This window comes from Rhodococcus sp. RDE2 (assembly GCF_020885655.1).
Classification (GTDB): Bacteria; Actinomycetota; Actinomycetes; order Mycobacteriales; family Mycobacteriaceae; genus Rhodococcus; species Rhodococcus pyridinivorans.
In genome coordinates, this window is the sequence record NZ_AP025186.1 from 676,702 (window position 1) to 689,466 (window position 12,765).

Genomic DNA, 12,765 nt, shown 5'->3' on the forward strand with positions numbered 1-12,765 from the left:
GTGTCCGGTTGTCGATCCGGAGATCTCAGGCCTCGAACAGCGGCCGACCCCAATAGTCTTCCCCCACCGTTCCGGGTGGGCATGCGAACACGGCCGATCCGACGTGCTGGATGTACTCGTTGAGGCCGTCGTGCCGGGCGAGTCCGAGCTGCATCGGTACGAACTGTTCGAGCGGGTTGCGGCAGAAGGCGATGAAGAACAGTCCGGCGTCGAGATGACCGAATCCGTCGGATCCGTCGGTGAAGTTGTAACCGCGCCGCAGGATCCGGATGCCACCGAGATGCTGAGCGGACGCGAGCCGCACGTGGGCGGTGGTGGGAACGAACGGGCCGTCCGGGCCGCTCGACTCGAGATCGAGTTCGTCGAATTCGTTCGTCCTGCCGAGCGGCGCCCCTTCCCGCTTGTCGCGTCCGATGACCGCTTCCTGTTCGTTCAGCACCGTGCGGTCCCACTGTTCGATGAGCATGCGGATGCGCCGTGCCACCAGATAGGTGCCGCCTGCGAGCCACGGCCGGTCGTCGCCGGATGCCACCCACACCGACTCGGTGAGCGCCTGGGGATCCTCCGCCTTGAGGTTGTTGGTGCCGTCCTTGAATCCGAACAGGTTGCGGGGTGTGGTCTGTAACGTCGAAGTCGAGGAGGTGCGACCGAATCCCAGTTGCGACCAGCGCACCGATGCCGTGCCGAAGGCGACCCGCGCGAGGTTGCGGATCGCGTGGACCGCGACCTGCGGATCGTCGGCGCAGGCCTGGATGGCGATGTCGCCGCCGCTGCGGGCCGGATCGAGGTTGTCGGCGGGAAAGTGCGGCAGATCCACCAGCGCGGCGGGCCTGAGGTCGGCGAGGCCGAAGCGGTCGTCGAACAACGACGGTCCGAAACCGATGGTGAGGGTCAACCGGGAGGCCGCAAGGTCCAGTGCTTCACCGGTGTCGCTCGGCGGTCGGTATCCGCCGTCGCCGGTCGCGCCGTTCTCGGTGGCTTCGAGGCCGGCAGTCATGCGTTCGGCCATCGCGGTCCACGTCGTCAGCAACGCGATCAGTTCGTTGCGGTCGCGGGTGGTCACATCGAAGGTGACGAAGTGCATGCGATCCTGCGCGGGAGTGATGATCCCGGCCTGATGTTCGCCGCGGAACGGGACCACGGCGTCGGCGGCGGCGTCCTCGGAGGAGGGCGCGGTGACACGACCGACCACTGCCCCGGTACCGGCGAGAACCACCCCCGCACCCGCGGTGCCGAGCAACCGACGTCGCGAGATGCCTGAGGGGGAGTCCGGTCGGGTCATAGTCCTGCGGCTTCCGCCACAACCCCTTGCACCTTGCTGACCTCGGCGGACAAGGCATCGATCAGTCGCGACAGTTCCTGGCGCTCCGGTTCGGGGACGGTGTCGTACGAGACGAAGCCTTCACCCTCTCGATACCGGGCCAGCGCTGCGTCGAGGTCCGCGAACCGGGCGTCGATGGCAGCACCGAGCGCCGGGTCCTGTTCGTCGAGGATCGGACGCAGTGCCGCGACCGCGGCCTGCGAACCGTCGACGTTCGCCTGGAAGTCGTACAGATCGGTGTGCGAGAAGATGTCCTCCTCACCGGTGATCTTCGACGTGGAGATCTCGTCGAGCAGCCCCTGCGCGTCGCCCGCGATGCGGGTCGGGTCGATGACGTAGTCCTCCGCGTTCACCAGACCTGCCAGCTCGGCGACGTCGGCGACGAGCCGGTCGGAGATCGCGCCGGTGTCGGGTTGCGGACCGGTCACCCACAGGTCCTTCTCGAGACGGTGGAAGCCCGTCCATTCCTGCCCCGGCTCGAGGTCGGCCTCACGCAGGTCCAGGCGCGGATCCAGGTCGCCGAAGCTCTCGGCCTCGGGTTCGATCCGTTCGAAGTAGGTGCGGGAGAGCGGGAACAGCCGCTTCGCCTCGGCGATGTCGTTCGCGCGGACCGCTGCCACGAACTCACCGGTGGTGACGACCAGCGCGTCGGTCTGGCTCCTGATGTAGCGGCGGTAGCCGTCCGCTGCCTCCGCGAGTTTCCCGTCGGCGTCCGTCGCCGCCTGCGAGTCGCCGGTCACGGTGAACGGTCGGCGAATACCGTCGCCCACCATGCCCGGCCGGCACGACAATTCGTAGTCGCCGGGTTCGGGGATGTTCACGATGAGTTGCCGGGTCAACCCCGGACCGATGTTCTCCACTTCGCCCAGTGCCCGGTCACCGGCCGCGAAGACGTAGAACTCGGTGACCTTCGAACCGTTGTTGGTGACGGCGAACGTCGAATGCCCCGTGACCCCCTCGGCGGCGGATACCTCGCAGGACGAGTCCGTCGCGGTGACCGACACGGCGTCCGTGTCGGAGGTCGCCTTCTCGGTGCACCCCGCAAGGGCGAACGGAAGGACGGCGGCCGTAGCGAGGAAGCAGGTGGTTCGGCGCATCTACGGAACCTTTCGAAGGCGGGATCGTGAGGTCGGGGCGGGATCACGTGGCGGCGGGTTGCTGCACCGATCGCGCATGCCGGTCGGCGGGGACGGGCCGGAGGAAGAGGAACAGGACGACCACCAGATAGGTGAGCCAGACGGCGAACTGGAGGACCGTCGGATCCGGGCGCAGGTTGAGGATGCCGCCGAGAACCGTGCCGTACCAACTGCCGGAATCGTAGTGATCGGAGACATCGAAGAGGGTCGCCGTGGCGCCCGGTAGTACACCGCCGATCTGCAGGGCCCGCACCCCGTATCCGAGAATTCCCGCAGCCACGACCACCAGACAGATCCCGGTGAGCTTGAAGAACTTCGCCATGTCGATCCGGACCGCACCGACGTAGAGCAGGACGGACAGCACGACGGCGAGTGCGATGCCGAGCAACAGGCCGACGAGTGGCCACGGGCTCCCTGCGGTGTTCTCGGCGTATCCGACCATGAGCAGTGCCGTCTCGAGGCCCTCCCGGCCGACGGCGAAGAACGCGAGGGACAGGACGGCGGAGGGCCCCACGATCAGGGCCTTCTCCATCCCGGACCGCAGTTCGCCGGAGATCGAGCGAGCAGCCGTACGCATCCACAGCACCATCACGGTGACGATGACGACCGCTACGAGGGAGGCGATTCCGGCGGCGATCTCCGCGGCGAGACCGTCGAGGGTGCTGGTACCGAGATGGATGATCAGGAACGTCGCGGCCACCATCGCGATTGCGCCCCCGACACCGCACCACACCCATTTGAGTGCGTCGCGGCGCTCCGCCCGGACGAGGAAGGCGACGAGGATGGTCACGACGATGCCGGCTTCGAGACCTTCGCGCAGGCCGATCAGGCCGGAGCCGGCCAGCTGGGTGGCGACGGAGGGCGCATCGGCGGCGAGCAGCGTCATGAACGCACCTACTCAGGTAAGGCGAACCTTCGATTCTGGAACGCCAACATACACCTGGAAGATGCTGCTGCGGGAGGGGCTTTCGGCCATCGCTTCACGGGAGGTGTCGGCGCTCGGGCGGAGTGCGGTTCGCCCTGCGTTGCGACAGGTCGATCACCGGCGCGATCGTGCGCGGCGCCTCGTGGAGGTCGCGGGCCGCGGCGACGCGGCCGAATACGAGGGCGACCACCGGGGATGCCGTGAACCATCCGAGCAGCGGCCAACCGATCCATGTCATATCCGGAGAACGGTTCGGGCGCACGGAGCGTTAACGGATCCGGTGCAGTTCACCCGGTGGTTCACCCCTCGCATGTCACTGCAGGGGCGTGTGAATACGGAAGTGACGAAATGGAGCGGATATCAGGACTTCGAGGATTCGAATGCGTCCATATCGACGAATATCAGCCGTCCGTCGTCGAGCGCCACGGCCCAGCGGCGTACGGGCGCCCAGTCGCGACCCAGCTTGTCGCCCACGGCTTCCTGTGCAGGACCGAAGTCCTCGACGATCGTGCCGGGGCATGCCTTGTCTCCCGCGACACCCGCGCGTACGACGACCTTCGAGCCCACAGCGGGCTTCGGGGGAGTATTCGACGATCCGGCCATAACTCGAATCATGCCATCAGTGGAAAGAAATGACCGGGCAAACACGGATTATCCGCATCGGGAGAATGCGGAGATTCGGGCGGAATATCCCTTTTGCGTGATTATTTCCTTGGGAAACGACTTCGCCCACGCCGGGTCGGCGTGGGCGAAGAGGTTCTCGAATCGGAGAAACAACGGTCGGTCAGCGCAGTGCGAGTTTCTCGCGCGCCTGATCGACGAACTCGGAATCGACCATGAGGTCGTAGCGGGAGGCCTCGATGCTCTTCCTCGAGACGAAGTCGCGGCGTCCCCCGGTGCTCCAGTGGGTGAAGAAGCCGAGTGATCCGCCCCATACCGCGCCGAAGACGACAGCGGCGAGGATCACGGTGGCCATGCCGGTCGCCGGCAGGAGCAGTGCCAGGAGCAGGCCGAAGAGCAGGCCCGTCCAGACGCCTGCGGCGGCGCCGCGGAGGGCGGCCCTGCCGTTGGTCATGCGGCCTTCGATGTGTTCGACGGTGGTGACTCCCTGGCCGACGACCCGCAGGTACTCGACGGGAAAACCTTCGTCGGACAGGTGGTCGATGGCCCGCTCGACGGCGTCGTAGGTGCGGTAGCTCTCGAGGACGGTTTCGGATTCGGCGAGGTGCCCGGGTGTCGGTGCGTAGATATCTGTCATGCGTTCCCCTTCGTCGACGATTGGAACGATACGCTCATCGTAGCGTATCGTTTCGTAGTGTTTGATTCGGGGTCGCCTCTTCGGGGAGACTCGGGAATCCTGCGGGTGTATGCCCGCGCGAGGAGGATGTAGACATGGTCGGCGAGGTCGAGACGGAGTCCGTGGCCCTGACGCCGCGGCGTCCCGTCAAGGAGCGTGCCGGGACCGACGCACGCATCGTGAAGGCCGCGCTCGAGATCCTGCGCCTTCACGGACCCAACCGCGTCACCGTCGAGGCGGTCGCGGCACTGTCGGGCGTCGCGAAGACGACGATCTACCGGCGCTACGCGAACCGCGAGGAGATCCTCGACGCGGCGTTGCACTCGCAGGTCGCCTCACCGTGCGTTCCCGACGGGCTGTGCGTCTACGACCGCGTCAAATGGACCCTCGAGCTGATCCGCCGGGGACTGTCGAACGAGGTGGGCATGGGCAGTGTCAGCGCACTGCTCACCGACCAGGAACCCGGATTCACCGAGTCGATCCGCGAGATCATCAACGCCCGCAGCGAGGTCGTCGCCGACGTGCTCCGCACCGCGATCGACTCGGGCGCGATCCGCAAGGACATCGACGTCGACACCGCCGTCTCGATGCTCGTCGGCGCGTATCTCGGCGCCTACCTGCGTCACGGCGAGGTGGGGGAGTCGTGGGCGGACGAGGTCGTCCACATCGTCTGTCCCGAACTGGAACCGGACACGAAGGGGCAGCGATCGTAGGTCGGCCGCCGCGGGTCGATCGGCCGTAGGCTCGACCCCGTGACCGAGTCGAGTCGATGCGTGGTGGCGGTCGTGGGATCGCTGAACCTCGACCTGACGGTCGTCGTGGCACGTGCTCCCGAAGAGGGCGAGACGGTACTCGGCCGGCATCTGCGCACCTATCCGGGAGGCAAGGGCGCGAACCAGGCCATCGGTGCGGCACGCCTGGCTCCCACCGCCATCGTCGGCGCCGTGGGCAGCGATCACGCCGCCGACGTGCTGCGCGGCGTGCAGCAGAGGGCCGGCGTCGACACATCCCATCTGCGCACCACACCGGGCCCGACCGGCCGGGCCGTCATCGTCGTCTCCGACGACGGACAGAACCGCATCGTCGTCGTACCCGAGGCCAATTCACTGCTGAAGGCCGAGGACGTGACCGCCGCACTCGATGCCCTCGATCCCGCGGTGGTGCTCACCCAGCTCGAACTGCTCCCCGCCGTGACCTGGGCCGCCGCCCGGTGGGCGCGCGATCACGACCGCCGGTTCGTGCTCAATCCGAGCCCGGTCGTCGACCTGGACGAATACGTCCTCGCCGGCGCCGATCCGCTCGTGCTCAACGAACAGGAAGCCCTGCACTACGCGGGTCTTCCCGCGGGGACCCCCTTCGACGAGATCGTGACCCGCCTGCTCGAACAGGTGCGCACCGTGGTGATCACCCGGGGCGGGGAGGACGTCGTGGTCGGAACCGAGGACGCGATCGAACACCTGCGGGTCCCGCAGGTCGACGTCGTCGACACCACGGGGGCGGGCGACCACTTCGCCGGCACGCTCGCTGCGCTGCTCGGCACGGGGGAGGACCTGTTCGCGGCAGCGCGCCGGGCCTCGGCCGACGCCGCCCGGCTGGTTGCATCCCGCCGCGCCGATCGCTGAGACGGCGGTAGCGGGAACCGCGTCAGGGCGGCGGAAGCAGCTCGCCCTTGCCGCTGCGCAACCAGCGGCCGGGAAGCCGGCCGGCGAGGTCGCCGAGCGGACCGACGGCCCCGCGCAGCAGCTCGACCGTCTCCTGCAACATGTCGATGCTCGCGTTCATCTGCGAGATGCCGGGCGTGAGATGCGCGAGTGTCTCCGAGAGCGAGACGATCTGATCGAGCGGACCGCCCTCGGCGAGCAGTCGTTCGAGGGCACCCCGCTCGGAGAGCAGGACGTCGAGCACGCCGCCCTGGGCGAGAGCCCGCTCGACGACCCCACCGGGCCGGATCGCGACATCGACGATGCCGCCCGGCGCGGTGAGCCGTTCCACCGCACCGTCCTGGGCGAGCAGCCGCTCGAGCGGGCCGTCGTGCGCGGTGAGGCGATCGAGCAGACCCTCTTCGGACACGAGGCGGTCGAGGGCGCCGTCGTCGGCGAGGATCCGGTCGAGAGGACCGCCCGGTGCGGTGAGCCGGTCGACGGGCCCGCCCGGTTCGAGCAACCGATCGAGCAGGCCACCCGGCTCGGTGAGTCGATCCACCGGCCCACCCGGCGCGAGCAGCCGGTCGAGGGGACCATCGGGACGCAGCGCGTGACCGAGTCCGCGGTCCTCCGACGTGAGCCTCGAGATCTGCTGCAGCAGGCCCACCGAGCTGCGGGTGTCGGGCAGGCCGACCGCGCCGAGCGCGGAGTAGGTGGTGGGCCGCACCGCGACCCGCACGGTGCCGACGACCGTTTCGGCGACGCTCAGGGCGGCCTCGGCGGCGGTCAGACCCACACGCACCGGCATCACGAGTACGGACCCGAGGTTCATGGAACCGACTGTAACGGTCAGTGTCCGAGAACGTCAGTGTCGGAGAACGTCAGTGTCCGAGAAGGTCAGTGCACGAGTTTGAGACCGACGACGCACAGCACGATGCCCGTGATGAGTGCGATCTTCAGCAGGGAGGCGGCCTCGGTGCCGGTGACCATCGCATATCCGACCGTGAGGGCGGCGCCGATACCCACCCAGACGGCATAGGACGTCCCGACCGGCAGCGTGCGCAGGGCGTAGGCGAGTCCGGCCATGCTCAGGACGAGAGCGACGACGAACACCAGTGTCGGTGTGAGCCGGCTGAAACCGGCGGATCTGCCGAGGGCTGTGGCCCACACGGCTTCGAGGACACCGGAGAGGACGAGAACGATCCAGGCCATGACGTACAACGCTCCTGCACCGTCTTGTCGCTGGCCGGGTACGGTGCGCTCGTCCGGGAGGCCGACCGGCGGCCACCTCCGTCGAGGTTAGGAATTCCGGGCGAGTATTGGCAAATTGCTCAGGACACGCGCAGCAGCTGTGATTCCTGCGCAATCACGGTGCACGAGCATCCGCCGTCCAGTTCGGTGCAGTCGAGAACGAGGGTGTGCCGCACGATCTCGAAGTCGACGCAGTCGGGTTCGGTGCAGGCGACCGGCGCGCCGGCGTGGATCACGAGGGTGCCGTGGCAGTGGTCGAGATCGTGGTTGCACTGTGAGCACGTCATGCACCACTTGATAGCACTGTCGTCGGACAGGTTCTCCGACGCGGGTCGTCGTGCCGTCCGGTTCGTCCGGTGCGCGGGCCCCGACGTCCCACGACTATCGTGAGCACGCGCAACAACCAGGTATTGCCGACTCGGGGAGGAGTCACACATGGGGATCACGGACGTGGTCGGGAAGGCCGCGCGGAACGCGTGGTCGTTGTTCGTCGCCGACGGAATCGCGCCGCCCCATCACACTCCCTCGGTGGTCGTCGGGGACGGTCGCCACCGCACGCTGCGTCGCTTCGGCCCGGAGAACGCCGGTCCGCCGGTGCTGCTCGTGACCCCGCTCGCCGCCTCGCCCACCTGCTTCGACCTGATGCCCGGCCAGAGTCTCGTCGAGCACCTCCTCGAGCGCGGTCGCAGCGTCTTCCTCGTCGAATACGGCGAGATGACCTCCGACGACCGCGACCTCGGACTCGAGTTCTGGATCGACGAGGTCATCCCCGAAGCGATCGCCCGCACGTCCGAACTGTGCGGGAACCGCGAGGTGGACGTCGTGGCATGGAGCATCGGCGGCACGCTCGCGATGCTCACCGCCGCGGCACATCCCGACCTGCCGATGCGGTCGCTGACGGCCTTCGGCAGTCCGCTCGACTACTCCGCGATCCCGCTGATGGCGCTGCCCCGGCTCGTCGGCCGGTTCGTCGCCGAGCCCGCACTCGGCCTGCTCGACGCCGTTTTCGGCGGAGTGCCCGCACCCATCGTCCGCACGGCCTACCGCCTCACCGCGATCGAACGCGAGATCCAGCGTCCGTGGTTCGTCGCGACGCACCTCGCCGACGCAGAGACGCTCGCGCGGATGGAACGCGTCGACCGGTTCCAGGACGAGATCCACGGCTACGCCGGACGCGTGTTCCACCAGCTCGCGACGAACGTGACGGTCGACAACCAACTCGCCACCGGACGACTGCACCTCGGCGACCGGGTCGTCGACCTCGCCGACGTCACGGTCCCGGTGCTCGCGTTCGGCGGCGAGGACGACGTGCTCGCCCCGATCCCGGCTGTCGAGCCCGTCACGAGGCTGCTCGTCGGCACGCAGGTGCGCTTCGTCCGCGTCCCGGGAACGCACCTCGGCATGCTCACCGGCAGCGCCGCGCGCGACACCTCGTGGGTCGAACTGGACGCCTTCCTCCGCGAACCCACGAACAGCAACGCGCCGGCCGCCACGCTTCCCGTCGAACAGGAAGTCGTGACGACCGGCGCGTGAGTGCGGGCCGGTGAGTGCTACCGGCTAGTGCGTTCCGGTGGTCTCGGGGACCGACGCCTCCACCGCATCCGGCTCGGGCTCCGGGGCCCGCCGGACGAACAGCGAGCCGACGACGGCGATCACCGCGATCACCGCGCCCCATGTGAAGGCGCCGTGGACACCGTCCGCGAGGGCACCGGCGGGATCGCCGGCGCTCTCGGCGCCCGCGACGGTCGTGCGGGTCAGCACCGTGATGAACAGCGCCGTACCGGCCGCGCCGGCGACCTGCTGCATCGTGCTGACGATGGCACTGCCGTGGGAGTACAGCCGTCGCGGCAGCGCCCCGAGTGCCGAGGTCAGCAGCGGCGAGAACATCAACGCGAGGCCGATGTTGAGCAGCACGTGCCAGGCGATGACCGTGCCGATCGCGGTGGTCGCGTCGAAGGTCGTCATGCCCCACATCGCGACGCAGGCGATGATCGCGCCCGGTGCGACGAGCGGCCGCGGACCGAACCGGTCGAACAGGCGTCCGACGATGTAGCCGAGCAGACCCATGACCAGACCGCCGGGCAGCAGCATCAGGCCGGTGGTCAGTGTCGACTGACCCAGGACGTTCTGCAGGTAGATCGGCAGCAGGATGAGGGTGCCGAACAGCGACATCATGCTCACGGACACGAGTGCGACCGCGAGGGAGAACGCCGGGGTGCGGAACGCGCGCATGTCCAGCAGCGCGCCGTCGCCGAGGCGGATCTGACGCAGGACGAAGACCGTCAAGGACGCGATGCCGACGACCAGCGGCAGCCACGGTGGCATGAGCGGATCGCCCTCGGCGGCCTCACCGAGACTGCTCAGACCGAAGACGAGACCGCTGAACCCGAGGGCCGACAACACCACCGACGGAGCGTCGAGCGGCACCGCGACCGGTTCGGTGACGTTGCGGATCCAGCTCAGGCCGAGCGCCGTCGCGACGACCGCGATCGGCAGCACCAGCCAGAACATCCACCGCCAGCTCAGCTGGTCGAGCACGACGCCACCGATGGTCGGGCCGACCGCGGGAGCGACCGCGATGACGATCGAGATCACGCCCATCGTGCGTCCGCGACGATCGGCGGGAACCAGATTGAGCACCGTCGTGAACAGCAGCGGCAACATCACCGCGGTGCCCACGGCCTGGACGACACGACCCAGCACGAGGACCGGGAAGATCGGGGCGCTCGCGGCGATCAGGGTGCCGAGCAGGAAGCTGCCCATCGCGATCGCGAAGACGGTGCGCAGCGACAGCCGGGTGAGCAGGTAGCCCGTGATCGGGATGACGACGGCCATGGTCAGCATGAACGCCGTGGTGAGCCATTGGGCGGTGGCCGCGCCGACGTCGAACTCGACCATCAGCTTCGGCAACGCGACGCTCATGATCGTCTCGTTGAGGATGACGACGAATGCGGCCCCGACGAGAACGGCGATCAGCAGACCGGCGCGCGGTGCGGCAGCGGCCTGCGGCTCGGCCGTACCGGCCGGGGCTGGGGAACTCGGTGGAGTAGAAGACACGAGGAACTCAACGGGATACCGGTCGGAATTGTTCCGCCGATATCCCGTCGAGCGGAGATCAGTCCGGGACGTGCTCGCCGTGACCCTGTTCGCGCAGCGCGTCCTTGATCTTCCGATGCGCGCGGTCGAGCGATTCGGGCGACGGATCCTTCTCGGCCGTCGCGAAGTCGAAGTCGCCGAGGGAGTAGGCGGGGAAGACGTGCAGATGCAGGTGGGGGACCTCCAGGCCGGCGATCATCAGGCCGGCGCGCGGGGCGTCGAAGGCGGCGGTGACGGCGCGGCCGAGGATGCGGGCGACGTCGTTCACCTTCGCCCACAGGTCGTCGTCCACGCTCTGCCAGTGGTCGACCTCCTGCCGCGGCACGACCAGCACGTGCCCCTCGGTGAAGGGGTTGATGGTCAGGAAGGAGACGACGTCGTCGTCCTGCCAGACGAAGCGGCCCGGCAGTTCACCGGCGATGATCTTGCTGAACACGGAAGTCATACCGGGAGGATAAGGGACACCTGGTTCACCGGAGCTGTTCCCCGACATCGGCCGCGGCGACGGTGAGGACGAGCAGCGGCACGACCTTCTCCGGTGCGATCCGGTAGCGGTTGCGGCTCTCCTGCTCGACCACGCGCGCAGCCGACAGTGCCCGGAGATGGTGGTAGAGCCGGCCGGTCGACGTGAGGTCGGTGGCCTCCTGGAGTTCGGTGGCGGTGGCGGGACCGCGCAGCAGGGTCCGCACGATCGCCAGTCGCGCGGGGTTGCCCAGCGCGTCGAGGACGGCGGCGACGGGAACCGGATCGAGCGCGAGGGATGCACCCGCGTCGTACTCGATGTTCCAGCGGACGTTCCCGTGCAGGGAGACCGCGCCCCCGTAGGTCACGAACCCGGTGCCCGCCGCCACGGGATCGGCACCACCGGGACCGTCCCCGGCGCCCGGGCGGGTCGCGTCGCCCTCGAGGATCCGCACACGGCGTTCGAGATCCGCGAGCCGGGCCTCGTACTCGTCGTTCACGTCGCCGTCGCTCACATCGCGCAGCGTATCCGCTCGAGGAAATCGGGATCGTTCGCTGCCGCGGTGAGCATCTCCTGGTGGGCGAACGATTCGAGGGCTCCCGCGTAGTCGCTGTCCGACATGCCGGACGCGAGCATCACCGTGGTCGCGATCGTGCCGTCGTCGCGGCGGAAGGTGATCGCGTCGGTGAGGACGCCGGGCAGGCTGCCGCCCTTGAAACCGATTCCCTCGAATCCCGGAAGCGGGGACGGTTGCCATTCGAGGTGGGTGCGCGCGAGGTCGCCGCCGGCACCGAACGAGCCGTCGGCGATCGCGCGATGCAGGGCGGTGAGTTCGGCGGCCGATCCGGTGTTGTCGAAGCGCTGGACGCGGTCGACCCGGGCGAACAGATCCTCCGGCACCGGGTTCTGCGCCACTTCGGTGCGGTAGGCCGGGTCGGAGGCATAGCGGCGCGCGGCGTCCCGGACCGCCGACGAGTCGTCGAGTGTCGGGTCGAGCAGTGCGAGCGTGTTGCCGAGCATCGTCGGTGGCGTGAAGTCGTCCCAGCCGCCCTGGGCAGCGGCCTCGCGCAGGGCGTCGTCGCCGAGCCGGTCGCGCAGGTAGTCGGGGACGGCGTTGTCGCTCTCCTGGATCATCGCCGACACCATCTCGTCGAGGGTGACGGTGTCCTCCGGGTCGTTCACGCCGAGGCGTTCGAGAGCCCGGGGGTGTGCGCCGCCGTCGGTGCCGGGGAGATGCCAGCGTTCCCAGTCGGCGAGCGGTACGCGTTCGTCGGGGGAGAGTTCGCCGGCTGCGACGGCGCGGGCATAGGCGGCGAGATGCACGACCTTCACTGCCGACGCGAGCGGTTGCCGCTCCTCGGGTCGTTGTTCGAAGGTCCCGCCGTTGCCGTCGTCGACCGCGATGGCGACCGTGTCGGAGTTCTCGGCGAGGTAGCCGATCCAGCCTTCGGCGGTGGTCACGTCGGCGGCGGGGGTGGGCACGCATTCACCGGTCGGCGCGGAGGCTCCGGCACCGGAAGATGCGGCGACGTCGGGCTCCGAGGGGTCGGTCTGTCCGCAGCCGGCGAGTGCGATCACGACGCTCGTCGCGGCGAGGGTGGTTCCGATCCTGTTCGGCATGGCGATATCCGTC

At 68.6% G+C, this 12,765-nt stretch carries 16 protein-coding genes and 1 riboswitch; of the genes, 3 read left to right on the forward strand and 13 right to left on the reverse strand.

What is annotated here, in order from left to right:
• Positions 1 to 25: 25 nt before the first annotated feature.
• The 6 genes from efeB to LPH33_RS03185 all read right to left on the reverse strand — a co-directional run bounded on the left by efeB (position 26) and on the right by LPH33_RS03185 (position 4,640).
• The gene (efeB, locus tag LPH33_RS03160; protein WP_229567002.1) at positions 26 to 1,282 is read right to left on the reverse strand and encodes an iron uptake transporter deferrochelatase/peroxidase subunit; all 1,257 of its coding nucleotides are present in this window, start codon (positions 1,280 to 1,282) and stop codon (positions 26 to 28) included.
• The gene (gene efeO / locus LPH33_RS03165; protein WP_088897526.1) at positions 1,279 to 2,418 is read right to left on the reverse strand and encodes an iron uptake system protein EfeO; all 1,140 of its coding nucleotides are present in this window, start codon (positions 2,416 to 2,418) and stop codon (positions 1,279 to 1,281) included. The genes efeB and efeO overlap by 4 nt, the downstream gene beginning before the upstream one ends.
• Positions 2,419 to 2,461: 43 nt before the next feature.
• Positions 2,462 to 3,343 (reverse strand): iron uptake transporter permease EfeU, encoded by an 882-nt coding sequence (gene efeU / locus LPH33_RS03170; RefSeq protein WP_088897525.1) that lies wholly within the window; start codon positions 3,341 to 3,343, stop codon positions 2,462 to 2,464.
• Between the two features lie 94 nt (positions 3,344 to 3,437).
• On the reverse strand, positions 3,438 to 3,620 hold the full coding sequence (locus LPH33_RS03175) for a hypothetical protein (RefSeq protein ID WP_145692991.1): 183 nt from the start codon (positions 3,618 to 3,620) through the stop codon (positions 3,438 to 3,440).
• A gap of 122 nt (positions 3,621 to 3,742) precedes the next feature.
• Entirely contained in the window at positions 3,743 to 3,985 is a 243-nt protein-coding gene (locus LPH33_RS03180) for a hypothetical protein (RefSeq protein WP_026061175.1), read from the reverse strand.
• Between the two features lie 181 nt (positions 3,986 to 4,166).
• Complete coding sequence (locus LPH33_RS03185) at positions 4,167 to 4,640, reverse strand: general stress protein (protein WP_088897523.1); 474 nt, start codon at positions 4,638 to 4,640, stop codon at positions 4,167 to 4,169.
• 134 nt (positions 4,641 to 4,774) lie between these two features.
• Between LPH33_RS03185 and LPH33_RS03190 the strand changes: the two genes are divergently transcribed.
• Positions 4,775 to 5,392: a TetR/AcrR family transcriptional regulator gene (locus tag LPH33_RS03190; RefSeq protein ID WP_016694819.1), complete on the forward strand. Its 618-nt coding sequence runs from the start codon at positions 4,775 to 4,777 to the stop codon at positions 5,390 to 5,392.
• Positions 5,393 to 5,431: 39 nt separating this feature from the next.
• Entirely contained in the window at positions 5,432 to 6,301 is an 870-nt protein-coding gene (locus LPH33_RS03195) for a ribokinase (RefSeq protein WP_160873718.1), read from the forward strand.
• A gap of 22 nt (positions 6,302 to 6,323) precedes the next feature.
• Here the strand turns inward: LPH33_RS03195 and LPH33_RS03200 are convergent, their stop codons facing one another.
• The 3 genes from LPH33_RS03200 to LPH33_RS03210 all read right to left on the reverse strand — a co-directional run bounded on the left by LPH33_RS03200 (position 6,324) and on the right by LPH33_RS03210 (position 7,860).
• Complete coding sequence (locus tag LPH33_RS03200; protein WP_229567003.1) at positions 6,324 to 7,154, reverse strand: ABC transporter; 831 nt, start codon at positions 7,152 to 7,154, stop codon at positions 6,324 to 6,326.
• Between the two features lie 65 nt (positions 7,155 to 7,219).
• Complete coding sequence (locus tag LPH33_RS03205) at positions 7,220 to 7,534, reverse strand: DMT family transporter (RefSeq protein WP_026061704.1); 315 nt, start codon at positions 7,532 to 7,534, stop codon at positions 7,220 to 7,222.
• Positions 7,535 to 7,547: 13 nt separating this feature from the next.
• Positions 7,548 to 7,613, reverse strand: a riboswitch (guanidine-III (ykkC-III) riboswitch).
• A gap of 40 nt (positions 7,614 to 7,653) precedes the next feature.
• Entirely contained in the window at positions 7,654 to 7,860 is a 207-nt protein-coding gene (locus LPH33_RS03210; RefSeq protein WP_145692993.1) for a hypothetical protein, read from the reverse strand.
• Between the two features lie 148 nt (positions 7,861 to 8,008).
• On the opposite strand from LPH33_RS03210, the gene LPH33_RS03215 reads away from it, so the two are divergent.
• Positions 8,009 to 9,106 (forward strand): alpha/beta hydrolase, encoded by a 1,098-nt coding sequence (locus LPH33_RS03215; protein ID WP_229567004.1) that lies wholly within the window; start codon positions 8,009 to 8,011, stop codon positions 9,104 to 9,106.
• A gap of 24 nt (positions 9,107 to 9,130) precedes the next feature.
• Here the strand turns inward: LPH33_RS03215 and LPH33_RS03220 are convergent, their stop codons facing one another.
• Genes LPH33_RS03220 through LPH33_RS03235 form a run of 4 tightly spaced genes read right to left on the reverse strand, consistent with a single transcriptional unit; the run spans position 9,131 to position 12,752 of the window.
• Positions 9,131 to 10,630, reverse strand: coding sequence for an MDR family MFS transporter (locus LPH33_RS03220; RefSeq protein WP_088897518.1), 1,500 nt, complete (start codon positions 10,628 to 10,630; stop codon positions 9,131 to 9,133).
• Between the two features lie 58 nt (positions 10,631 to 10,688).
• Positions 10,689 to 11,114 carry an HIT family protein gene (locus tag LPH33_RS03225; protein WP_006551872.1) on the reverse strand — a complete coding sequence of 142 codons (426 nt, stop codon included), beginning with the start codon at positions 11,112 to 11,114 and terminating at the stop codon, positions 10,689 to 10,691.
• A 25-nt stretch (positions 11,115 to 11,139) separates the two neighbouring features.
• Positions 11,140 to 11,646, reverse strand: a complete 507-nt coding sequence (locus LPH33_RS03230; RefSeq protein WP_229567005.1) for an ArsR/SmtB family transcription factor — start codon at positions 11,644 to 11,646, stop codon at positions 11,140 to 11,142.
• Positions 11,643 to 12,752 carry a serine hydrolase gene (locus LPH33_RS03235; protein ID WP_229567007.1) on the reverse strand — a complete coding sequence of 370 codons (1,110 nt, stop codon included), beginning with the start codon at positions 12,750 to 12,752 and terminating at the stop codon, positions 11,643 to 11,645. Before LPH33_RS03235 ends, LPH33_RS03230 begins: the two co-directional genes overlap by 4 nt.
• Between the last annotated feature and the right edge of the window lie 13 nt (positions 12,753 to 12,765).